The 20860-nt window shown below is 69.1% G+C and carries 21 protein-coding genes; 7 read left to right on the forward strand and 14 right to left on the reverse strand.

From position 1 onward, the window contains the following. Window positions 1-60 precede the first annotated feature (60 nt). A complete protein-coding gene (locus tag ACFOY2_RS52205) occupies window positions 61-681 on the reverse strand; it encodes a DUF305 domain-containing protein (protein ID WP_379535654.1) in 621 nt (206 codons plus the stop codon). A gap of 55 nt (window positions 682-736) precedes the next feature. Next, on the reverse strand, window positions 737-1126 hold the full coding sequence (locus tag ACFOY2_RS52210; protein ID WP_379535655.1) for a DUF6153 family protein: 390 nt from the start codon (window positions 1124-1126) through the stop codon (window positions 737-739). Between the two features lie 455 nt (window positions 1127-1581). Between ACFOY2_RS52210 and ACFOY2_RS52215 the strand changes: the two genes are divergently transcribed. Beyond that, window positions 1582-3246, forward strand: a complete 1665-nt coding sequence (locus tag ACFOY2_RS52215) for a VanW family protein (protein WP_379535656.1) — start codon at window positions 1582-1584, stop codon at window positions 3244-3246. A gap of 75 nt (window positions 3247-3321) precedes the next feature. On the opposite strand, the gene ACFOY2_RS52220 is transcribed toward ACFOY2_RS52215, so the two are convergent. Next, window positions 3322-3753: a VOC family protein gene (locus ACFOY2_RS52220; RefSeq protein WP_379535657.1), complete on the reverse strand. Its 432-nt coding sequence runs from the start codon at window positions 3751-3753 to the stop codon at window positions 3322-3324. 89 nt (window positions 3754-3842) lie between these two features. On the opposite strand from ACFOY2_RS52220, the gene ACFOY2_RS52225 reads away from it, so the two are divergent. Beyond that, complete coding sequence (locus ACFOY2_RS52225) at window positions 3843-4511, forward strand: GntR family transcriptional regulator (protein ID WP_379535658.1); 669 nt, start codon at window positions 3843-3845, stop codon at window positions 4509-4511. A gap of 285 nt (window positions 4512-4796) precedes the next feature. Here the strand turns inward: ACFOY2_RS52225 and ACFOY2_RS52230 are convergent, their stop codons facing one another. From ACFOY2_RS52230 to ACFOY2_RS52265, 8 genes are all read right to left on the reverse strand, one after another. Beyond that, window positions 4797-5594 (reverse strand): carbon-nitrogen hydrolase family protein, encoded by a 798-nt coding sequence (locus ACFOY2_RS52230; RefSeq protein WP_379535659.1) that lies wholly within the window; start codon window positions 5592-5594, stop codon window positions 4797-4799. A 17-nt stretch (window positions 5595-5611) separates the two neighbouring features. Continuing rightward, entirely contained in the window at window positions 5612-6259 is a 648-nt protein-coding gene (locus tag ACFOY2_RS52235) for an RraA family protein (RefSeq protein ID WP_379535660.1), read from the reverse strand. Between the two features lie 25 nt (window positions 6260-6284). Continuing rightward, window positions 6285-7076, reverse strand: a complete 792-nt coding sequence (locus tag ACFOY2_RS52240; RefSeq protein WP_379535661.1) for an ABC transporter permease — start codon at window positions 7074-7076, stop codon at window positions 6285-6287. 11 nt (window positions 7077-7087) lie between these two features. Further along, window positions 7088-7948 carry an ABC transporter permease gene (locus tag ACFOY2_RS52245; protein WP_379535662.1) on the reverse strand — a complete coding sequence of 287 codons (861 nt, stop codon included), beginning with the start codon at window positions 7946-7948 and terminating at the stop codon, window positions 7088-7090. Next, window positions 7945-8997: an ABC transporter ATP-binding protein gene (locus tag ACFOY2_RS52250; protein ID WP_379535663.1), complete on the reverse strand. Its 1053-nt coding sequence runs from the start codon at window positions 8995-8997 to the stop codon at window positions 7945-7947. Before ACFOY2_RS52250 ends, ACFOY2_RS52245 begins: the two co-directional genes overlap by 4 nt. Window positions 8998-9006: 9 nt before the next feature. Next, window positions 9007-10077 (reverse strand): ABC transporter substrate-binding protein, encoded by a 1071-nt coding sequence (locus ACFOY2_RS52255; protein WP_379535664.1) that lies wholly within the window; start codon window positions 10075-10077, stop codon window positions 9007-9009. An 8-nt stretch (window positions 10078-10085) separates the two neighbouring features. Next, a complete protein-coding gene (locus tag ACFOY2_RS52260; protein WP_379535665.1) occupies window positions 10086-10769 on the reverse strand; it encodes a GntR family transcriptional regulator in 684 nt (227 codons plus the stop codon). A gap of 139 nt (window positions 10770-10908) precedes the next feature. Continuing rightward, window positions 10909-12069: an acetamidase/formamidase family protein gene (locus ACFOY2_RS52265; protein ID WP_379535666.1), complete on the reverse strand. Its 1161-nt coding sequence runs from the start codon at window positions 12067-12069 to the stop codon at window positions 10909-10911. Between the two features lie 241 nt (window positions 12070-12310). Between ACFOY2_RS52265 and ACFOY2_RS52270 the strand changes: the two genes are divergently transcribed. The 4 genes from ACFOY2_RS52270 (at window position 12311) to ACFOY2_RS52285 (ending at window position 17577) form a co-directional block, all read left to right on the forward strand. Next, entirely contained in the window at window positions 12311-13579 is a 1269-nt protein-coding gene (locus tag ACFOY2_RS52270; RefSeq protein WP_379535667.1) for a helix-turn-helix domain-containing protein, read from the forward strand. A 126-nt stretch (window positions 13580-13705) separates the two neighbouring features. Beyond that, window positions 13706-15487, forward strand: a complete 1782-nt coding sequence (locus tag ACFOY2_RS52275; RefSeq protein WP_379535668.1) for a bifunctional metallophosphatase/5'-nucleotidase — start codon at window positions 13706-13708, stop codon at window positions 15485-15487. Between the two features lie 148 nt (window positions 15488-15635). Beyond that, complete coding sequence (locus tag ACFOY2_RS52280; RefSeq protein WP_379535669.1) at window positions 15636-16445, forward strand: alpha/beta fold hydrolase; 810 nt, start codon at window positions 15636-15638, stop codon at window positions 16443-16445. Between the two features lie 112 nt (window positions 16446-16557). After that, complete coding sequence (locus tag ACFOY2_RS52285; RefSeq protein WP_379535670.1) at window positions 16558-17577, forward strand: DNA-binding protein; 1020 nt, start codon at window positions 16558-16560, stop codon at window positions 17575-17577. On the opposite strand, the gene ACFOY2_RS52290 is transcribed toward ACFOY2_RS52285, so the two are convergent. The 3 genes from ACFOY2_RS52290 to ACFOY2_RS52300 all read right to left on the reverse strand — a co-directional run bounded on the left by ACFOY2_RS52290 (window position 17555) and on the right by ACFOY2_RS52300 (window position 19471). After that, complete coding sequence (locus ACFOY2_RS52290) at window positions 17555-18346, reverse strand: alpha/beta fold hydrolase (RefSeq protein WP_379535671.1); 792 nt, start codon at window positions 18344-18346, stop codon at window positions 17555-17557. The genes ACFOY2_RS52285 and ACFOY2_RS52290 overlap by 23 nt on opposite strands. 89 nt (window positions 18347-18435) lie before the next feature. Beyond that, window positions 18436-18849, reverse strand: a complete 414-nt coding sequence (locus ACFOY2_RS52295; RefSeq protein WP_379535672.1) for an ArsR/SmtB family transcription factor — start codon at window positions 18847-18849, stop codon at window positions 18436-18438. A gap of 214 nt (window positions 18850-19063) precedes the next feature. Continuing rightward, a complete protein-coding gene (locus ACFOY2_RS52300; protein ID WP_379535673.1) occupies window positions 19064-19471 on the reverse strand; it encodes a PaaI family thioesterase in 408 nt (135 codons plus the stop codon). 164 nt (window positions 19472-19635) lie between these two features. On the opposite strand from ACFOY2_RS52300, the gene ACFOY2_RS52305 reads away from it, so the two are divergent. Next, on the forward strand, window positions 19636-20781 hold the full coding sequence (locus ACFOY2_RS52305; protein ID WP_379535674.1) for an aromatic ring-hydroxylating oxygenase subunit alpha: 1146 nt from the start codon (window positions 19636-19638) through the stop codon (window positions 20779-20781). The last annotated feature ends 79 nt before the right edge of the window (window positions 20782-20860 follow it).

The raw sequence follows: 20860 nt of genomic DNA on the forward strand, positions 1-20860 counted from the left end.
AACTACGCCGCATAGCAGGGCCGCCGGGCGCCCGGGATGGGCGCCCGGCGGCATGCGGGATCAGAGGCGGTCGATGATCTTCCGCATCTGATCGATCTCACCCTGCTGCGCCGTCTCGATGGTCTTGGCCAGTTCCTTGGCCTCAGGGTTCGTGCCCTGCGCCTGCTCGGTCTTGGCCATCTGGATGGCGCCCTCGTGGTGGGCGATCATCAGCCGCGCGAACTGTTCGTCGAACGCGGCGCCCTTGGCGTCCTCCAGCTTCTTCATGTCCTCGGCGGACATCATCCCGGGCATGCCGTGATCCATCCCCTGCATGTCACCGGCGGGCTTGCCCCACTCCTTGAGCCAGCCCCGCAGGGTCTCGATCTCCGGGTCCTGGGCGGCCTTGATCTTGGTGGCGAGCTCCTTGACCTCGGGGTCGGCGGCCCGCGTGGCGGCCAGGTCGGCCATCTCGACGGCCTGCTGGTGGTGCGGGATCATCATCTGCGCGAACATCACGTCCGCGTCGTTGAACGATGCCCCCGGCTGCGCGGTCGCCGGCGCCGTGGCGGCACTGGAGGTGGGCTTTTCGTGTCCGGTCATCGAGTCGCCGCCACCACCGCAGGCGGTGAGCAGGACGAGCGCGCCGGTTCCTGCGGCCACGGCGGCCGAGAGTCGCTTGCTGAGGGTTCGGGTGAACATGTGTAGCTCCTGGTTTCGGATGTCGTGCATGGGCGTGATCGCAAGAGCGATCGGCCTATATGCGCAGCACCGAAACGCGAGCCAGCCGAAGCGCGATGAGCCGGGGCGGCGGTCGGGGGACCCGCCCCGGATGCAGCCCGGCCCCGGCAGGCGACTCCCCGTCACGCCACGCCCGCGCGAGCAGCGCGACCAGGAACAGCACCAGCAAGGAGGTCAGCACGGCCAGGCATACGGCGCCCGGGTCGAGATCGGGCAACTCCCCCCGAGCGCTCCCCACGACATGCTGGCCCATCTGGGCCGAGGGCATCGAGACCGTCGCCGTGCCGCCGTGCTCACCGGGGCCGCCGTGAGAGGCGAGGTGGCCCAGGGTGTGCATGCCGCACACGCCGACCACGAGCAGCACGAGCAGCGCCCACCGCAAAAAGCGGCACCACCGTTCGACCACTCGCCCATCCCTCGCACTCATATGTCCTGCCCAGGATAGTAGAGGCGCCCTCCGCCCGAGCACTCGGCCACTCGGCAATCCGGGGAAGAGATCCTTCTACCTGGTCATACGGAACCGTTGAAATTCGGAAATCCGAACTACAACTCATAGTAGGAACCAGTCGCGTCCCTTCGGTGGGCCGGGAACCGCCGCGTCACCGGCACCGACGTGGGGCCACGATCCCGTTGTGGGCGGCCGAGCAGGGGCATCGCCGGCGCTCAGCGCGATGAACACAAGCCACAATCGCGACATTTCGCGCGGATACTACGACACCTAGTAAAGTCTGCCATTATGCGCGATTCACTCCTTCGCGTCGCGGCCGGCGCTTCGCCCCTCGCCGTGCCGGCCTGCGGACAGCCAAGGCCCTCCGAGCCCCGCGTCGGCTCCCCGGCCGCGATCTTCCATCCCGGGGCGTCATGAGGGTTCCCCGTTCGCGGCGGTGGATGTTCATCCCGGCCGGCGTCATCCTCGCCGCGGTGCTCGCCTACACCGTGCCCGCCATCGCGCTCGGCGGAAAGGTCCCGCCCGGCACCCAGGTCGACGGCGTGGACATCGGCGGCCTGCAGCCAGAGGCCGCCAGGGCCCGTCTCGAACAGGAGCTGAACGAGCGGGTACGGCAGCCGATGACGCTGATCGCGGCCGGCAAGCGCAAGAAGCTCACCCCGGCCGAGCTCGGGTTCGGTTTCGACGCCGGGGCCACGATCGAGGCCGCGATGGCCGGCGCGACCACGCCCACGGGCATCGCCCGCTCGCTCTTCGGCAGCCGCCGGCTCGCGCCGACGATCACCGTGGACGAGCAGCGGCTGACCGCCGGGCTCACCGCCCTGGCCAAGTCCGTGGACAGGAAGCCGACTGAGGGCGGCATCCGGTACAAGGGGCTGGAGCCGCAGGCCAAGCTGCCCAAGGCGGGCCGCGCCCTCGACCTCGAGGCGGCGGCGCGGTCCGTGCGCACGGCGTTCGCGGCCGGTGGCGCCTCCGCCGAAGTGGACGTGCGGGTGAAGCCGCCCGCGCTGACCGCCGAGGTCGTCCGCGAGGCCGTCTCGACCACCGCGCGCACGGCGGTCGCCTCGCCCGTCACGCTCGCCAGCGGCGGCAAGAAAGCCACCGTCACCAGGGAGCAACTGGCCGCCGGTCTCCGCTTCGTCTCCGACGGCAAGGGCGGGCTGCGCCCGTCGTTCGCCTCCTCCGAGGTCCCTGCGGAGCTGGCCAAGACGCTGGTGACGACCCCGCCGAAGGACGCCTCGTTCAAGATTGTCGGCGGCAAGCCGAGGGTCGTCCCGTCCCGCCCGGGTCGCGGCGTCGAGGTCAAGGCGCTCGGCCCGGCGCTCGCCAAGGCCGCCGTGGCGGACGGCCGCCGCGTCGACCTGCCCGCCGCGGAGCGTCAGCCCCGGGTGACCACGGCCGCGGCCAAGAAGATGGGCGTCAAGGAGAAGGTCGGCTCGTTCACCAGCCAGTTCCCGTGTTGCGCCCCGCGCGTGACGAACATCCACCGCATCGCCGAGATCGTGGACGGGTACGTCGTGCGGCCCGGCGAGACGTTCTCGCTCAACGACGTGGTCGGCAAGCGCGACAAGGCGCGCGGCTTCGTCGAGGCGCCGATGATCCTCAACAACCGGTTCGTCAACGACGTCGGCGGCGGGGTCTCGCAGTTCGCCACGACCATGTTCAACGCGGTCTTCTTCGGCGGCTTCGAGGACGTCCAGCATCGGGCGCACCAGTTCTACATCTCCCGCTATCCGGCCGGGCGGGAGTCCACGGTCTCCTTCCCGCAGCCGGACTTCCGCTGGCGCAACGACTCCTCGCACGGCGTGCTGATCAAGACCTCGTATACGTCGACCTCGGTCACCGTCGACTTCTGGAGCACCAAGCGGTACGAGATCGAGTCGCAGAGCTCCGAGCGCTACAACGTCAAACCCATCAAGAGCATCAAGGACTCCGGGGACGAGTGCATCCCCATGGAGGGCGTGGAGGGCTTCACCATCGACGTGTGGCGCATCTTCAAGAAGGACGGGGAGGTCGTGCGCAAGCAGCGTTTCAACACCGTCTACGACCCGGAGCCCCGCCTCACCTGCGAAAAATAACGTGATTTGTCCGCGGAGCCCAAGGCGGACGCGTCCGACGGGTTCCAGCCCGCCGGACGCGCCCCACCGCAGGGATCAGACGGCGAAGACCTGGGAGTCGTCGGCGAACGCCTTGAACTCCAGGGCGTTGCCCGCCGGGTCGAGCAGGAACATCGTCCACTGCTCCCCCGCCTGCCCCTCGAAGCGCACGTACGGCTCGATGACGAACTCGACGCCCGCCGCGCGCAACCGGTCGGCGAGCTTGTGGAACTCGGGGATCGTCAGGATCAGGCCGAAGTGCGGCACCGGGACGTCGTGCCCGTCGACCGGGTTGTGGATGCGCCGCGTGCGTTCCCGCGCCAGGTGCGTGACGAACTGGTGGCCGTGCAGGCTCCAGTCCACCCAGGTGTCGGAGCTGCGGCCCTGCTCCAGGCCCAGCACCTCGCCGTAGAAGCGGCGCGCGGCGGCGAGGTCGTCGACCGGCATGGCCAGGTGGAACCGGGGGATCGGGGAGTCGAGAACGGTCATGAGGGGGCATTCCTCTCTCTAGCGATGTATGAATGTTAACAATTAGACAAGATGCACGACAGAGGGCGCGGTCATGAGAGGCTGGAGCCATGAGTGAACAGGGCAGGGTGGCACCGGCCCGCCGCCGGGGTCTCGCCGACGAAGTCGCCGACCGTATCAGGGAGGCCATCTTCGCCGGCACCTACGGCCCCGGGGCGCCGTTGCGGGAAGTGGAGCTGTCCGGCGCGCTCGACGTCAGCCGCGGCCCCGTACGCGAGGCGTTGTTGCGGCTGGAACGCGAGGGCCTGGTCCGCAGCGAATGGCACCGCGGCGCCACCGTCACCACGCTCTCCCCCGATGACGTCGCCGAGCTCGACAGCCTGCGCGCCGCGCTGGAACACCTCGCCGTCCAGCAGGTCGTCGCCCACGCCTCCGACGACGACGTCGCGGCCGTCGAGAAGGCGGCCGACCTGATGGACCGGGCCGAGGACGCGCACGAGATGGTCCGCCGCGACATCGCCTTCCACGACGCCGTCTACGCCGCCGCCCGGCACCGGCGTCTGGAGGAGGCGTGGCGGGCCATCCGCTCCCAGGTGCACCTGTTCCTGCTGACCCGGGTCGGCCTCGCCGCCGCGGGCTACCTGTCGCACATCCCCGAGGAGCACCGCGAACTGGCCGCCGCCCTGCGCGCCCGCGACACCGGACGCGCCCTGGAACTCTTCGCCACCCACCGCCGCCACGCTTTCGACGTGCTCACCGGCCCCGCCGCCACGCAGTGACCGGACGCCCGCCGGTCGCTCGCAGGCTTCTCACGCGGCAGCCGGATCCGGGCTGCCCCGCATCGGTTGTAGATCCACCAGGCTGAGTAACCTGCGGCATCGGCAGCAACGACATCCTGCACACCACCGCGCGCCGTCGCGGCCTGGGGGTCGCCGAACTGTCCGCCCACTTCACACCACCGTGGACGGACAAGTTCGCCGCCGACCTCTTCCACCCCAGCGTGGCCGGCTACCGCGACTGGAGCGAGGCCCTGTTCACCGTTCTGGAAGCCCGAACCCGCTGACTCAGCGGGCCGAGACGGTGAACCTGCGGTTGGCCAGGCTCGGGTTCTTGGCGCGTACCTGGTCCACGCGGTCGGCGGTCACGGTGGCCGAGGCGATGCCCGGCGCTTCCCCCGCCGACGCGGCGATCACGCCCATCGGGTCGATGATCATGCTCTGCCCGGTGCAGGACGGCCCCGTCTGGCCGGAGACGACCAGGTAGGAGGTGTTCTCGATGGCGCGGGCGCGGGCCAGCGTGGTCCAGTGGTCCTCCTTGGCCGGGCCGACCACCCACGCCGCGGGCACGATGATCGCGTTGGCGCCGGCGTCGACCAGCAGCCGGGCGATCTCGGGGAACCTCAGGTCGTAGCAGGTCATGACGCCGAAGGTGAGGCCGCCGAGCTTGAAGGTGAGCGGCACGAAGTCGGCGGGCTTGATGCGGTCCGACTCCCGGTAGCCGAAGGCGTCGTACAGGTGCACCTTGCGGTACACGCCGACCAGCTCGCCGCCGGCGTCGGCCGCGATCACCGTGTTGGAGGCGCGCCGGTCGTCCTGGAGCCGCTCGGTCATGCCCGCGACGACGGCGATCCCCAGCCGCTTGGCGGCCTCGCGGACGCCGGAGGCGAACGGGCCGTCCAGCGACTCCACCGCGCCGGAGATGTCCGCGGTCGGGTCGGGGTTGGAGTACATGCTGTTCTCGGGCAGCACGACGAGTTCGAGCCCGTCGGCGGCGGCCCGCTCGATCAGCTCGATCGCGGTGGCGAGGTTGGCCTGCTTGTCGGTGGTGGCGTCGAACTGCGCGACGCCGATCTTGATGCTCATCAACGGCTCCAATCGATTCAGAGGTAGTGCTTGGCCGCGCCGGAGAAGTCCGAGATCCGCGCGCCCGCGGCGATCTTCTCGCGGGTCGGGATCTCGGCGTCCTCCTTCCGCTTGAGCACGGCGGCCAGGTCCAGCGCTTCGGCCGGATCGATGATCGCGATGCCGTCGGAGTCGGCGAACACGACGTCGCCCGGCTTGACCACCACGCCGCCGACCGAGACCGGCACGTTGATGGCGCCCTCGATGCCGGCGATCCTCGTGGTCAGGGCGGAGATGCCGCGCGAGTAGGCGGGGAAGCCGTACCCGGACATCTCCTCGATGTCGTTGATCTGGCCGTCGATGACCGCGCCGACGGCGCCCCTGGTCTTGGCCGTGAACGACACCAGCCCGCCGAAGCAGGACCTCTGCTCGTCGCCGCTCTGCTCGACCACGAGGACGTCACCGGGGCGCAGATCGTCCACGGCCACGTGGACGGCGGTGGAGTCCAGGTGCGGCAGCCGCACCGTCACGGCGGTGCCGACGAACTTGAGCGGCCGGACGTTGGGCGTCAGACCCCGGGGGAAGCCGTAGTCACGCAGGTGGCCCAGCGTGGAGGTGCAGACCTGGCTCAGTGCCTCGACGATCCGTGGATCGATCGAGGGCGCGGAAGGATGGCGGATGAACATGGAACACTGCTCCAGATAGGTGTTGCTAGCGAAGGACCTTCTTCAGACCGGCGACTCGTTCGATGACCACCACGAACACGATGCTGATGGCGATCAGGACGACGGACAGGGCCGCGATCTGGGGGTCGGTCCGTTCCTCCACGTAGTGGAAGATCTCGACGGGCAGGGTGGTGGCCTGGGGGCCCACCACGAAGAGCGAGATCACCGCTTCGTCGAAGGAGATCAGGAAGGCGATCACGCCGCCGGCCAGGACGCCGGGCGCGATGAGGGGCAGCGTCACGCGGCGGAAGGTGCGCCAGGGCGATGCTCCGAGCGTGCGCGCGGCCTCCACGCACGACCTGTTCATGGTCATCAGGCTCATCGAGGTGGTCCTGATCACGTACGGGACGGTGATCGCCAGGTGGGCCACGATCAGCCCGCCGTACGTCCCGGTGATGCGCATGGGGGCGAGCACCAGCAGCAGCGCCAGGCCGAGCACGATCGCGGGCACCATCAGCGGTGAGAGGAAGAAACCCGACAGCACCCCGCGGAAGGGGAACTCGTGCCAGGTCAGCGCCACGGCGGCGGGCACCCCGATCAGCAGCGCGAGCAGCGCCACCCCGGCGGCCACGACCGCGCTGACCTGGAAGCCGTGGATGAACTCCGCGTTCTCCGCCAGGCGCGCGTACCACTGGAAGCTGAACCCCTGCGGCGGGAAGGCCATCGTCGACTGGGTGTCGAAGGAGATGACCACCACGATGAGGATGGGCGCCAGCAGGAACAGGTACAGCAGCGTCACCAGGATCCGGGTGGGCCAGCCTCTGAGTTTCGATGTCATATCCGGCCTCCCTACTGCGCCTCGATGCGCCGAAGTGCCCTCTGGTAGAGGACGATGACGATGGCGAAGAGCCCGAGCAGGATGAAGGCCATCGCGGCGGCGAACGGCCAGTTGAGCGTCTCGGTCGCCTGGTCGTAGATCTCGGTGGCGAGGTAGAAGACCTTGCCGCCGCCCACCAGCCTGGGCGTGACGAACGCGCTGATGGTCAGCACGAACACCAGCAGCGCCCCGGTGAGCACGCCGGGCATGCTCAGCGGCCACACGATGCGCCAGAACGTGCGCCACCGGTTGGCGCCCAGGCTCTGCGCCGCGTGCTCCAGCTCGGGGTTGAACCGGCCGAAGCCCGCCAGCAGGGCCAGGATCATGTACGGCATCATGATCTCGACGAGCGCCACGTAGACGCCGAGCTTGTTGTTGATCAACGCCAGTGGCCCGTCGATCAGCCCGGTCGCCAGCAGGGCCTGGTTGACCACGCCCTGGTTGCCCAGCAGCACCAGCCAGCCGTACGTCCGCACGACGGAGCTGGTCAGCAGCGGCGCCACGGCCAGCGCGATCAGCACGCCCTTGAACCTGGACTCGGTGCGCACCAGGAACAGCGCGATCGGATACGACACGACGAGCGTCAGCACCGTGACGCCGAGCCCGAGGATCGTGGTCTCCCAGACCATGTCCCAGTAGTAGGAGTCGCCCAGGAACTGCGCGTAGGAGTCGAAGGTGAACGTCTCCTCGATCAGCCCCGAGGAGTCTCCCCTGTTGAAGCTCATCCGCAGCAGCCACAGCAGCGGCAGCAGGAACGACACGGCCATGCCGATGAGCCCGGGTACGGTCAGGCCCAGCACCGTCAGCCGGTTCGATCGGGTCGTCCCGGTCATTTCAGCACCAGGGCGTCCTCGGCCCGCCAGGACAGCCGCACGCGCGCGCCCTGCTCCAGCCGGCCGTCCCTGCCGGCCACGGACTGGACCGACACCGTGGAGTCGCCGACCCGCACGCCGTACTCGATGGAGTCGCCGACGTAGACGACCGTCTCGACCGTGCCGTGCGCGTCGTCGTCGGCGGCGCTGATCCGCAGCCGGTGCGGACGGACCAGGACGGTCGCCGCGCCCGGTGCGCCGTGGTCGTCGATGGCGTGCATCGGGCCGAGCCCGGCCACCTGGAGCTCGGCGACGCCGCCGGAGGTGCGCTTGATCTCGCACTCGAACAGGTTGGCGCGGCCGATGAACCCGGCCACGAACTTGTTGGCCGGGTGCTCGTAGATCTCCTCCGGCGTGCCGACCTGCTCCACCACGCCCTCCGACATGACCACGATCCGGTCGGACACGGCCAGCGCCTCGTCCTGGTCGTGGGTGACGAACACGGTGGTGATGCCGAGCTTGCGCTGGATGGCGCGGATCTCCTCGCGCATCGTGTCACGCAGCTTGGCGTCCAGGTTCGACAGCGGCTCGTCGAGCAGCAGCACGGACGGCTCGATGACCAGGGCCCTGGCCAGGGCGACCCGCTGCTGCTGGCCGCCGGACAGCTGCTTGATGCGCCGGCTTTTCAGGTGGCCGAGCCTGACCAGGTCGAGCGCCTCCTCGACGCGCCGCCTGGCCTCGGACTTGGTCACGCGGCGCATCTCCAGGCCGAAGGCCACGTTGCGTTCGACGTCCAGGTGCGGGAACAGGGCGTAGTTCTGGAAGACCAGCCCCATGCCGCGCTGGTGCACCGGGGCCCTGGTCAGCTCGCCGCCGTCCAGGTGGATCTGGCCGGAGGTGGGCTCGATCAGGCCCGCGATCATCCTCAGGGTGGTGGTCTTGCCGCAACCGGACGGGCCCAGCAGGGAGATGAACTCGCCCTTGTCGATGTCCAGCGTGAAGTCGGCGACGCTGGGCCGATCGGTGCCCGGATACTTCTTGACGATGTTGGAGAGCTGGAGGAATGCCATGCCGTCCCCTCAGCCGGCCAGAATCTGGCGTCGCCAGAGCTGCGTCCAGGCGTCGCGGTTGGCCGCCACCTGCGACCAGTCGACGTCGAGGATCTTCGCGGACTTCTTCGGGTCGAGCGAGGTGCGGGCGAGCGCCTCGTCGCTGGGCTTGGCCTTGGTGTTGGTGGGCGCGTAGAACATCGTGTCGGTGAAGGAGGCCTGCGCCTCCGGGCTGAGCGCGTAGTTGAGGAACGTCTGCGCGGCGGCCGGCGAGGGCGAGTCCTTCACCAGGTTGATGGTGTTGATCTGGAAGATCGTGTCCTCGTCCGGGATGGCGGCCTTCATCTTGCCCTGGCTCTGGTCCTGGTAGTACTGGGCGCGCGCGTTCCAGCCGATGGCCAGCGCGGCCGTGTTGGACTGCACGAGGGTGTACTGGTCGGGCTGCGGATCCCAGGTCTGCACGTTGGGCGCGAGCTGCTTGAGCCGCGCCACGCCCGCGTCGACCGACTTGGTGTAGTCGCCGCCGCCCTTCTGGTTCTCGACGAGCATGAGCGCGGTGCCCTGGATGTCAGGCTGAGCGGGGACGACGACCTTTCCCTTGTATTTGGGGTCCCACAGGCTCTCCCACTTGGTGGGCGCGGGGCTGACCGAGTCGTTGTAGATCAGCACGAGGCTGTCGAAGGTGAGCGCGGGGCCGAAGTTGCCCTCGACCTTGCCACGCGGGTCTATGTCGGCCATGTTGGGCACTTTGGCGGGGTCGAGCGCCGCGAAGAGCTGCGACTTGTTGGCGGTGCCCGAGGTGGAGATGTCCATGATGGACACGTCGGTGTCGGGGGTGTTCCTGGCGGCGCGGAGCGAGGCGAGGTTCTCCGCCGAGTTGGCGGAGCCGACGTACTTGACCTGGATCTTCGGATATTTCTTCTTGAACGGCTCGATGACGGCCTTCTGGAAGTTGTCCTCGAACACTCCCGAATAACCCTTGACCGTGATGGTTCCCGAGTCCGCCGAGTCGTTGGCGTTGGTGGCGGTGCCGTTGCCACATCCTGCGACCGTTACCAGGGCAAGAGCGAGCATGCCCCCGGCCAACGAGGTCTTTCTCATGGTATTTCCTAGGGAGGGGTGATCGGCGTTGGCTTGTAGGTGCTGGTGTCCAGCTTCTGGAGCTCCATCTGCCGGGCGTACGACGTGTCGATGTGCTGGCTGACCAGCGACGCCGCCTTGTCCGCATCGCGCTCCACGAGGGCGGCCTTGACGGCCCGATGACCCTCGTTGACGGTCTCCATGCCGAGCCTGCTGTGCGCCAAATACCAGATCCGCAAGGATCCGCAGTTCAGCTTGTTCACCGACTCGGCCAGGAACCGGTTGTCCGTCGACTTCGCGATCTCCAGGTGGAACTCATGGTCGTACTCCACGGCCTCGTACGGATGGCCCTCGGCGATCTCCTCGTCGATGCGGTCGCAAATCCAGTCGAGCCGATCGAGCTGCGCCGATGTGACTCGCCGTGCGGCCAGACGCGCCACCGGCTCCTCCAGGAGGTGGCGCGCCTCGTACAACCTGGACAGATCTCTGAGCTTGATCCCGCGCACATACGGGGTGCGGTGTGGCGGGTAGGTGATGAACTGCTCGTCGGCCAGCCGTTTGAGCGCCTCCCTTATGGGGGTGCGCCCATAGCCATAGCGCGTCAGCAACATTGCGTCGTCCAACGGCGCGTCTTCGGCGAGGTCACCTACGACGATCGCGCGCCTGAGCGCGAAATACGCCTGCTCGGTCTTGGTTCGTCCAGGGGGGGTCATGGAGTGTTGTATACCTTCGATATATTTGAGGTACATCGAAAATATGAGACTGTTGGGACAAAGGTCAAGGGGTTGTCGCCATCGTTTTACTCGACGGCCACCCGCCTACCCTGCGAAAACCCCCGCAGTCGCTCCCCTGTCAGCGGGGCAGGATGTCGCGCTCGAAGATGTCGACCGGCAGGTAGAGCGTGACGGTCGGGTTCGGGATCGTGACGATGCAGCTGATGCGGATCTGGACGGGCGCGACGCTCAGGATCACGTACGCCTGCTCGCCGCTGTACCCCAGCCCCATCAGGTAGTCCACGGCCCGGAACACCGCCTCGCGCGCGGCGTGACCGGCGTCCTGGTAGCCCTGCTCCTCATCGTCGAAACAGAACCCGTTGAAGCCGAGATAGCGGTCGGCGCCGAACTGCGCGACCAGCGGCGCGGGCCGGACCAGCGGGGTGGTGATGCGGTGACGGGCCATGCCGTCCTCGATGACGTGCAGCCGCAGCCAGGTGCGGCCGTCCATCTCCATGGCGTTGAAGCTGCACTCGCCGTCCCCCGCCGACAGATGGTGGTCGCCGAGCGACAGCAGCCCGCCCGCCACGAACACCGGGAAGTAGACCATGGACCCCGGGCCGAGCTGGTTGATGTCCATGTTGCCGCCGTTCTCCCGAGGCGGCTGGGTGCGGGCCGCCACCCGCGCGGCCCGCTCGCCGAGGCCACGCAGCAGCGCGTTGCGCGGGTCGGGGGCGAAGGCCCTGCCGTCGGCGTACAACGGCTGTTCGCGCTCATGCCAGCGGCGCATCAGCTCATGGGACGGCGCCACCCCGATCGTCCCGACGTGCGGCTGAGCGGGGATGCGCACACCGGGCACCTCGGGCGACTCGGCGATGCCGCCCCTGGCGTGCCAGGTCGAGCGGTAGCCGTCAGGGAAGATCTCACCGAGCAGGCCCGGCGTGCCCGGCAGGATGTTGGAGAAGGCGATGCCGCTCAGCGGCTCGACGCCCAGCACCTCCGCCACCAGCACATCGCCAGGACGGACGCCGTTGACGCGCACCGGGCCGGTGAGCGGATGCATGCGCGACAGGTCGACGCGCCGCAACTCCTCCAGGTCGCCGTCGTCGTGGATCTGGTAGTCGTCGTAGGCGGCCGACTCCAGGATCACCTCACCGCCCGGATCCACCTCGACGGCGGGCGGGATGTCAGGGTGCCAGCGGTTGTGGCCGATCTCGGGCTGGGCCGCGAGAGGGACGCCGACCTTGCAGGTCAGGCGGGGCACGTCCAGGTAGCGGTCACTGAAGCGGGAAACGTTCATGATCCTCCCTGGTGCGGGGCGGCGGGCGACTGGCCGCCGACCTCGCGCGTCAGGCGCTCGCCGGCGGCCGACACCCAGGGACGGGGAAAGCGGGCACGCATCACGATTGGTCATCTCCCTGCTCAGAGCTCGTTCCGACGGTAGGCGGCAGGACGCGCTCGACGCATCGGACCAGAGCCGAGACCACGCCCGTGCCGCTTCTCCATCTGTCGCAGAAGAAGGCGCGGGGAAGGAATCGTGCATGCCTGACGAGATGGTGCAAGACCTGCTCGACGACCTCGCCGGACAGCTCGGGCACGGGCTGTTCGTCGACTCCGTGGACGGACGGCTGATCGCCTACAGCAGCCAGGACACCCACCCCGATCCCGCCCGTGTCGCCGCGATCCTGGCACGCCGGGTCGCGCCCGAGATCCGCCGATGGCAGAACCGGCACGGCATCGCCCGCGCCACCGCCCCCGTCCGGCTGCCCGCCAACCCCGGCCTCGGCTTACGCGGCCGGCTGTGCGTCCCCATCAGGCACGGCGAGCGGCGCCTCGGCTACCTGTGGCTGCCCGACGAGGCGCTCGGAACGGCCGCGCTGGAGGCGGTCGCCGAGGCCGCCGCCGAACTGGCCCGCCTCCTCGCCGGCCGCACCGACGAGCGGGAGAATCTGCTACGCCGCCTGCTCGCACCCGATCGGCCCGGCACCGGCGCCCGCGACCGGCTGGCCGACCTCGACCCGTCGCTGCTCGGCAGCCAGGTCCTCGTCTGCGCCGCCGTCCCGATCAGCCGCGGGCGCGAGCGCGTCCCCGCCCTGTCCGCCGCCGAGTTCCGCCGCCTCGCTACGGCCCTGCCGCGAGAACACCCAGAGTGCGTCGGCTGCTTCGTCACCGCCACCCACGTGGCCGCGGTATCCCGGCACCACGATCCCACCGCCCCGGCCCGGCACACCGATCCCAACACCGTGAACCGGCACGGCGATCCCGACGCAGCGTCCCGGCACCACGATCCCGACGCGCTGGCCCGATACGGGGATCGTGACACGCTGTTCGGGCGCAACGACCCCGCCGCCTTGGACCGGGCACTGCGCGTGACCGTTCGCCGTCCCTTCGCCGTCGGCGTCGGTGACCCCGCCGGCTTCGACGTCGAGGCCGTACGCCAGGCGTACAAGCAGGCCAGGGCCGCGGCGGAGGCGGCCGCGCTGGACCCGGCGCTGCCTCGGATCCTGCACTGGTCCGGCGCGGGCCCGTACCGCATGCTGGCGGAGACGCGGCCCGACCCCGTGCTCGCCCCGCTGGAGCGCACCGGCCTGCTGCCCACCCTGGAGACCTACCTCGACCTGGGCTGCGACGTCCGGCGCACGGCGGCCTCGTTGCACCTGCACCGCACCACCGTCTACTACCGGCTCGACCGGATAGCCGCCCTTCTCGGCGCCGACCTGCGCGACGGGCTGGTGCGCTCGCACCTCCACCTGGCGCTCAAGGCCCGCCGGCTCGACCGCGCCCGCGTCAACGGCCCCAGAGCGACCTGAACGACGGGCGCGCGCTGCCCTCCCCTTCTTCCGCTCTTCACTTGCCCGGTGATCGACGGCCCGCCGGCCGTCATCCGGCGATGGTCGAATGCCGCGGCCAACAAGCGAGAGCAAGTGAAGGTATCCATGCAGCACAGCAGCATCCGGCGCTGGGCGACGGCCTCGGCGGCCCTGGCCCTTTCCGCGGTCACGGTCATGCAGGCCGGCGTCGCCGAGGCCGCGCAGGCCCCCGTGGACGTCCAACTCCTGTCCATCACGGACTTCCACGGCTACCTGACACCGATGAACGACACCGCGAACGGCACGGTGAAGGACGCCGAGGGCAAGACCATCGTGGTGGGCGGCGCCCCGTACATCGCCACGCACCTGAAGAACCTGCGGCAGGGCCACGAGAACTCGATCACCTTCACCACGGGCGACGACTTCAGCGGCTGGCCCGCCGAAGTGGCCTACCACCAGGACGAGCCCACCATCGAGTTCCTGAACGCGATCGGCGTGCAGTTCTCCGCGGTGGGCAACCACGAGCTCGACCGGTCCCTGGAATTCCTGCGCGACCACATGGGCAAGGGCCGCTGCTTCGGCGAGGTCGACGTGGACAGTTGCTTCACCGACTCGACCGGCCGCCGCTTCCACGGCGCCGACTACCCGTTCTCCTCCGCGAACATCACCCGCAAGGGCTCCACCAAGCCGATCTTCCAGCCGTACGTCATCAAGCAGGTCAAGGTGGCCGGCGGCAAGAACGTGCGGATCGGGTTCATCAACCTGACGACGCCGACCACGGTCACCGGCTCGACGTCCTACCAGCCGGAGCTGGACAACCTGCCGCTGGTGGAGACCGCGAACAAGTACGCGGCCGAGCTGAAGCGCCGGGGCGTCGAGGCGATCGTGGCCAACGTGCACGAGGGCGGGTCCGCGGGAGACGTTTACGACCGGTGCGGCAACCCGTCGGGGCCGGTCTTCGACTTCGCCAGGCAGGCCTCCCCCGACATCGACGCGATCGTCACCGGCCACTGGCACGCGCTGTTCAACAACTGCGTGATCCAGGACCCGGCGGGCAACCCCCGGCCCGTGGTGGAGGCGGCCAACCACGGCCGGCTGATCAACGAGATGAACCTCAAGATCGACCCGCGTACGGGTGACGTCATCCGCTCCGCCACCACCTCGGTGAACCACCCGGTCACCAGGGACGTGACCCCCGACCCCGCGATGACGCGGCTCGTGGACCACTGGAAGGGCCGTTCGGCGCAGACGTACGCGCGCCCGATCGGCAAGATCAGCGGGGACATCACCAGGACCCGCGAGTCCGACGGCGAGAGCACGCTGGGCAACCTGCTCGCCGACGTGCAGTACGCGGACGCCAAGCAGGCCGGGCGCGGCCCCGTCGACCTGTCCCTGGTGGCCACGGCGCCGCTGAAGGGCTCCAACAGCCTGCGCGGCGACCTGCGCTTCGCCAAGGGAACCAACGCGGCCGACGCCGACGGAACCGTCCTGTTCGGGGAGGCCTGGGCCGCCTACGGCTACGCCAACCCCGTGCTCACCGTCTCCCTCACCGGGCAGCAGATCGAGCAGACGCTGGAGCAGCAGTGGCGGACGCAGGCCGACGGAAGCGTGCGGTTCAGCCCGCTGGCCGTCTCGGCCGGCGTGCGCTACTCCTATGACGCCTCGCGGCCGGTCGGCGACCGGGTCGACCCCGCCGCCGTGCTGATCGACGGCACCCCGCTGGACGCCAGCAAGACCTACCGGGTGGCCGCCCTGGCGTACACGCTGATCGGCGCGGACGGCTTCGACGCGCTGACCGGCTTCACCGACGCGGTGCGCAACTCGCGCGACTACGACGCCCTGCGCGCCTACTTCCAGGCCGAGGAGACGGTCGCACCGCCCGCCCTCGACCGGGTCACCGCACTCTGAAACCCCCTGGCCCCGCCGGCCGGATGATGACCGGCGGGGCCTGTGCCACCCGCGCCGGGCGCCTCAACCGCGTCCGAGGAGGTGGCGTTCAGGGGATCGCCGGGCCAGACTCCGAAGGGATCCCCCGGCATGTGAGAGAGAGACCTCCTTGAACATCACCGCTCCGCCGCGCTTCGGGTACGCCGACTCGCCCTTCGGCCAGCTCCACTACGCCGAGCAGGGCACGGGCCATCCCCTGCTGCTCCTGCACCAGACCCCCAGATCGTGGGACGAGTTCCGCGAGCTGATCCCCCTGCTGGCCCCGCACCGGCGCGTCCTGGCCATGGACATGCTCGGATTCGGCGCCAGCGCCAAGCCCCCGGCGCCGCACACGATCGAACTGTTCGCGGCCGGCGCCCTGGCGCTGCTCGACGCCCTGGACATCGAGCGGGCCGACGTGCTCGGCCACCACACCGGCGGCGCGGTCGGCATCGAGATGGCGGCGGCGGCGCCGGAGCGGGTGGGCCTGCTGGTCCTGTCGTCGGCGCCGTGGACGGACGCCCGATACCGGGCCTCCCACGCGGACGGCCCCGGGGTGGACGAGGCCGTGCCGTCCCCCGACGGCGAACATCTGGTCAGGTTGTGGGGGCTGCGGCGGCCGTACTATCCGAACCCGGTCACGGGCCTGCTGGACCGGTTCACGCACGACGCCCTCGCGCCCGGAGTCGATCCCGCCGAAGGCCACCGGGCGTGCGCGCGTTACCGCATGGAGGACAGGATCGGCCTGGTGAAAGCACCCGTGCTGCTGCTGACCGGCTCGCAGGACCCGTTCGCGTTCCCGGCGATGACCCCGCTCCGTGAGCATCTCACGGCGGCGAGCGTACGGTCGGCGGTCATCGACGGCGGCACGATCCCGCTCATGGAACACATGCCCGCGCAGGTCGCCGACGCCGTCGCGGCGTTCCTGACGGACGGCTGATCAGGCAAGCGACATACCCCCGGGGGAGTATCCGGGACTGTCTCCCGCCGCATGACGACATGGCCGCACCCCGACCGCGATGCTCTGAGTCCCCTGACGAAAGGCATCGCTCATGTCACCGACCCTGATCCGGCACGTCACCCCCGTGGCGCCGAACCGCGCCCGCGGCGTCGTAGCCGAGGTCTACGCGCAGGTCAACGCCGAGTTCTCCAGCATCGGACCGGCGGTGATGATGATGTCGCCGTCCCCGGAGCTGACGGCGGCCGGTTGGTCGCTGATGCGCGAGGCGCAACTGGCGGGCGACGTGCCGCCGGTGGACAAGGCCGTCGTGGCGTTGGGCGCCGCCCAGGCCAACAACCTGGACTACGACGTGCGGGCGTTCCTGGCGGTGCTGCGACTGCTGGGCCGCCCCGACCTCGCCGACGCCGCCGAGCGCGGCGAGGCGCCCGCCGACGAACCCCTCGCGGCCCTGCTGGCCTGGGCCGCGTCCACCGGCGTCACGGGCAAGGAGCCCCTCGCCGCGCCCTTCGCCCGGACGGCCGCCGCCGAGTTCGTCGGCACGCTCCTGTTCACCCACTTCATCGACAGGGTGGCCGCCGCCATGCTGCCCACCGGGCTGACGCCGGGCACCCTCGACCCCGCCGACGAGCCGCCGTTCGAAGGCGCCCCCGTCCTGCGCGACCTCGGCCAGGACCTGCGCCCCGGCGCCACCCTGCCGCTGCTGGACGGCCTGCCCTCCCAGGTCCCGCCGGCGTGGGCGGGCGACGGGCCGATCGGCACGGCGTACGCGACCCTGGCCGCCACCGCCGCCCAGGGCGCCGGCCTGCTCAGCACGGCGGCGGCCGAGACGACGGCCCGGGTCATCGCCGCCCATCGCGGCCGGCTGCGGCCCGCGGGCGACTGGCTGGAGGAGCCCTTGGCGGACCTGCCGGAGGGGGATCGTCCAGGGGCGCGGGTCGCCGTCCTGGCCGGGCTGGCGCCGCAGTCCCTCACCGACGAGCACGTCGCCGCCTGGCGCGCCACCGACCGCCGTTTCAGCGACCACTGCACGGTCTACCTGCTGGCCTACGGCGCGATGACCGCCGTCACCCACATCGAGGCCGACGCCGTCACCGGGCTTCGGCTTCGGTGAGGAAGTCGGCGACCAAAGTGCTCGCCAGCGGACGGAACTCCTCGAAGTAGGCGTGGCGGGCGCCGGGGAAGACGTGCGCCCTGGCGTCGGGGATGCGCTCGGCCAGCAGCGCCGCGTTCGCCACCGGCGCCAGGACGTCGTCGTCGCCGTGCAGGACGAGCGTGGGCGCGGCGATCCGCGGCAGAACCTGCCAGGCATCATGCTCGTTGCTGGCCCGAAGGTGCCCGCGCACGGCGTGCGGCGGCATCGCCGGGTCACCGAGCGTGGTGTAGGGGCCGGGATTGTCGGCCCGCCACTTCGGCGTGTACATCATGTCCGCCAGCGCCTCGGCCGCGCCTGGCCCGGCGAGCACCCGCCGCACGTCGTTCGTGCGCTCGACACCGTGCTCGCCTCCCGGTGAGGTGCAGCCGAGGACCAGGCGGCGCACGCGGTGCGGATGGCGGGCCGCCACCCACTGTGCCACCCGGCCGCCCATCGAGGTGCCGTAGACGTCGGCCCGCTCGACGCCGAGCTCGTCCAGGACGGCGATCACGTCGTCGGCGAACCCCTGCGTGGAGTAGGGCCCGTCGGGTTTGTCGCTGGCGCCGGTGCCCCGGTAGTCCATGGTGATCGTGCTGTGAGTGGCGTGGAAGTCGCCGCGGACGCGGTCCCACCACAGGTGGTTGTTCGCCTGCCCGGCCAGGAGCACGAGCGCCCGGCCGTCGCCGCGCCGCTGGTAGGCCAGGCGGGCGCCGTCCTCGGCGCGAGCGTGGCCGTGCTGCTCTGTCATCTGCCTTCCCCGGGGACGGCCTTTACGGTCATGCCCCAAGTCAAGCACTCCCTGTCCCCTGAAACGACGCCGATGCCTCTACGCGCCGGTCAGGTGGTTTCGTCGCGTTCGGGATGGATGGCCTCGGTGTGCTCGGTGTGGGCGAGAGCCAGGTCGAGCAGCATCCGCACGTGAGGGTCCTCCAGACGGTAGTAGGCCATCCTGCCCGAACGGCGCGCGGCCACGATGCGGTGCGCCCGCAGCAGTCGCAACGCGTGCGAAACGGCTGATTCGCTCTGGCCGGTGACCGCGGCCAGGTCGCACACGCACAGTTCGCCGTCCAGCAGGGCGACCAGGAGCCGCAGCCGGTTCGGGTCTGACAGCAGGCCGAAGATGTCCGCGGTGTCGGTGAGGTCTTCGGCGGCCGGCATCCGCTCGCGTACGGCGATCACCCGGTCGGCGTCCACGACCTTGACGGTGCAGCCGTCCAACGCCAACATGCCCTCATCTGAAGAAGCGTTCATGTGGGGAAGATAGGGCGTCGGACGGCTGACCTGTCAAGTAAGTCCACTTTTATCCGGAGATGCCATTGATGAGGCGATCAATCTCCTTCAGCAGCTTCACATGGTCTCACCCGAACCCGACGGAGACCCGTGACTCCGCCTTTACAATGTAGATCAACACCGTAGAACTGGCCAACCTCGGGCTTGACGAGTGATCAGCTTGGCGCCGTCTACCTCATGAACCCGAGGGGACCACGGTCCCCTGGGCGATCGCGCACAACTTTTCCTGGCCGTCGGTGACGACGTAGATCTCGCACTGGCAGACCGCCTGCCGCTTCCCGACGCTCTTCGCGGAGGACCGGCCGACGAGCACGTCGCCGACCGCCGGCTTCAGGTAATTGATCTTAAATTCGGACGTCAACGCGTTCCCGCCGAGCGCCAGCCCGCCGGCGAACGTGATGGAATTGTCGGCGATATAGCTGATCACGCCGCCGTGCACGAATCCGTGCTGCTGTTTCAGGTTGTCGGCGATGGGAATTCTTATTTCCGCGCTGGTGGCGCCCATTTCGGTGAGCTGCGCCCCGATGAACTGGCTGAACGGCTGCGAATCGAATACGCCGCGCGCGAACTCCTGCAAGTCCATTCGTACTCCTATGAGTGGGGACTCGGTCGCGGATCGAGGTCGCGTACGGGAAATCTATTGACGACGACCGACGAGCCGTGGTTCAATCCCCAAGATCATACACTACCAGCCGCACCGGTCGGTAGCCGTTCGACCGCATGGGGTGCGGGCGCCGGGGGGATCCGATGAAGCAGCAAGAACAGATCGACGTCATGAGAAGACTGTTCGCCTTACGGGAACAGGACCGCAATGAAGAAATGCTCGGCAAGGTGGTCCGGGTTCCCGTCGAAAACTATACGTCACCGGAGATCCTCGACCGCGAAATGGCGAAGATCTTTCGGACCCACCCCATTGTGGCCGGTCATGTTACAAACGTTCGCGAACCCGGCTCCTACCTGCTGAGCGACTGGAACAAGATTCCTTACGTCGTCGTCCGCGACAGGCAGGGAAAGCTGCGGGGTTTTCTCAACCAGTGCCGCCACCGTGGCGCCCGGCTGGTGTCGGGCGATGAGAAGCAGCTCAAGGCGTTCGTGTGCCCGTTCCACAACTGGGTGTACGACCTGGACGGCTCCCTGAGGTCGGTCACCCGGGAGTACAACTTCCCCGACCTGGACCGCGGCGAATACGGGCTGAAGGAACTCCCGGTCGTCGAAGCGGGCGGGCTCGTCTGGATTCACCCGGCGGCCGACGCCGAGGTCGACCTCGAATCGTATCTCGGGCCCATGCTGGACGACCTGGTCGATTTCGAGGTCGACAAACTCGTGCGGTACCGCAAGACCAAGGTGGTCAAGGAGGCCAACTGGAAACTCCTGATCAAAACCTATCTGGAGGGCTACCACGTCCCCTACTTGCATCGCACTACCCTGTCGAAGATGTTCAGAAAAGGTGTGCTCTCCCATTCTGAACACGGCCCGCACATCCGGATGATCGCCGCCAGGTCGAACATCGAAGAGGCCTCGGAAACCGATCCCGAGTCGTGGCGTATCCTCGAGTACGCATCGGTGTACTACGTTCTTTTCCCGAACACGTTCTTCATCATGCATCCGGACTACGTGTCGATCAACATTTTCTATCCGGAGGGCCCGGACCGGACGATCTGGACCCACGAAATGCTGTATCGCGAGCCGGACTTCGAAGGCGAACGCGGTCAGGAGGGCCTCGCCAAGCGTTTCGAGTTCACCAACGACGCCGTTTTCGACCAGGAGGACTTCGCCGTCGCGGAAAACGTCCAGGAGGGTCTCCTGTACGGCGCCAACGAGTTTCACACCCTGGGACTGGAGGAGGGATTGCTCGCCATGTTCCAGGGAAGCGTCGATGACCGCCTGATCTGACGCGACCGCCCCCGCCGTCGGGCCTGGGCGTGAACTCGCCGGCCGTGCCCAGGACCGATCACCCGGGCGCGGCCGGTCA

This window comes from Nonomuraea purpurea, from assembly GCF_042650645.1.
Taxonomy (GTDB): Bacteria; Actinomycetota; Actinomycetes; order Streptosporangiales; family Streptosporangiaceae; genus Nonomuraea; species Nonomuraea purpurea.

What these genes read in the sequence shown, in the direction of transcription:
- ACFOY2_RS52270 (WP_379535667.1), top strand. Translation starts at nt 12,311, where the DNA reads ATGCCTGACGAGATGGTGCAAGACCTGCTCGACGACCTCGCCGGACAG.
- ACFOY2_RS52225 (WP_379535658.1), top strand. Translation starts at nt 3,843, where the DNA reads ATGAGTGAACAGGGCAGGGTGGCACCGGCCCGCCGCCGGGGTCTCGCC.
- ACFOY2_RS52235 (WP_379535660.1), bottom strand. Translation starts at nt 6,259, where the DNA reads ATGTTCATCCGCCATCCTTCCGCGCCCTCGATCGATCCACGGATCGTC.
- ACFOY2_RS52205 (WP_379535654.1), bottom strand. Translation starts at nt 681, where the DNA reads ATGTTCACCCGAACCCTCAGCAAGCGACTCTCGGCCGCCGTGGCCGCA.
- ACFOY2_RS52300 (WP_379535673.1), bottom strand. Translation starts at nt 19,471, where the DNA reads ATGGACTTGCAGGAGTTCGCGCGCGGCGTATTCGATTCGCAGCCGTTC.
- ACFOY2_RS52245 (WP_379535662.1), bottom strand. Translation starts at nt 7,948, where the DNA reads ATGACCGGGACGACCCGATCGAACCGGCTGACGGTGCTGGGCCTGACC.
- ACFOY2_RS52265 (WP_379535666.1), bottom strand. Translation starts at nt 12,069, where the DNA reads ATGAACGTTTCCCGCTTCAGTGACCGCTACCTGGACGTGCCCCGCCTG.
- ACFOY2_RS52240 (WP_379535661.1), bottom strand. Translation starts at nt 7,076, where the DNA reads ATGACATCGAAACTCAGAGGCTGGCCCACCCGGATCCTGGTGACGCTG.
- ACFOY2_RS52250 (WP_379535663.1), bottom strand. Translation starts at nt 8,997, where the DNA reads ATGGCATTCCTCCAGCTCTCCAACATCGTCAAGAAGTATCCGGGCACC.
- ACFOY2_RS52220 (WP_379535657.1), bottom strand. Translation starts at nt 3,753, where the DNA reads ATGACCGTTCTCGACTCCCCGATCCCCCGGTTCCACCTGGCCATGCCG.
- ACFOY2_RS52260 (WP_379535665.1), bottom strand. Translation starts at nt 10,769, where the DNA reads ATGACCCCCCCTGGACGAACCAAGACCGAGCAGGCGTATTTCGCGCTC.
- ACFOY2_RS52255 (WP_379535664.1), bottom strand. Translation starts at nt 10,077, where the DNA reads ATGAGAAAGACCTCGTTGGCCGGGGGCATGCTCGCTCTTGCCCTGGTA.
- ACFOY2_RS52290 (WP_379535671.1), bottom strand. Translation starts at nt 18,346, where the DNA reads ATGACAGAGCAGCACGGCCACGCTCGCGCCGAGGACGGCGCCCGCCTG.
- ACFOY2_RS52295 (WP_379535672.1), bottom strand. Translation starts at nt 18,849, where the DNA reads ATGAACGCTTCTTCAGATGAGGGCATGTTGGCGTTGGACGGCTGCACC.
- ACFOY2_RS52285 (WP_379535670.1), top strand. Translation starts at nt 16,558, where the DNA reads ATGTCACCGACCCTGATCCGGCACGTCACCCCCGTGGCGCCGAACCGC.
- ACFOY2_RS52275 (WP_379535668.1), top strand. Translation starts at nt 13,706, where the DNA reads ATGCAGCACAGCAGCATCCGGCGCTGGGCGACGGCCTCGGCGGCCCTG.
- ACFOY2_RS52305 (WP_379535674.1), top strand. Translation starts at nt 19,636, where the DNA reads ATGAAGCAGCAAGAACAGATCGACGTCATGAGAAGACTGTTCGCCTTA.
- ACFOY2_RS52230 (WP_379535659.1), bottom strand. Translation starts at nt 5,594, where the DNA reads ATGAGCATCAAGATCGGCGTCGCGCAGTTCGACGCCACCACCGACAAG.
- ACFOY2_RS52215 (WP_379535656.1), top strand. Translation starts at nt 1,582, where the DNA reads ATGAGGGTTCCCCGTTCGCGGCGGTGGATGTTCATCCCGGCCGGCGTC.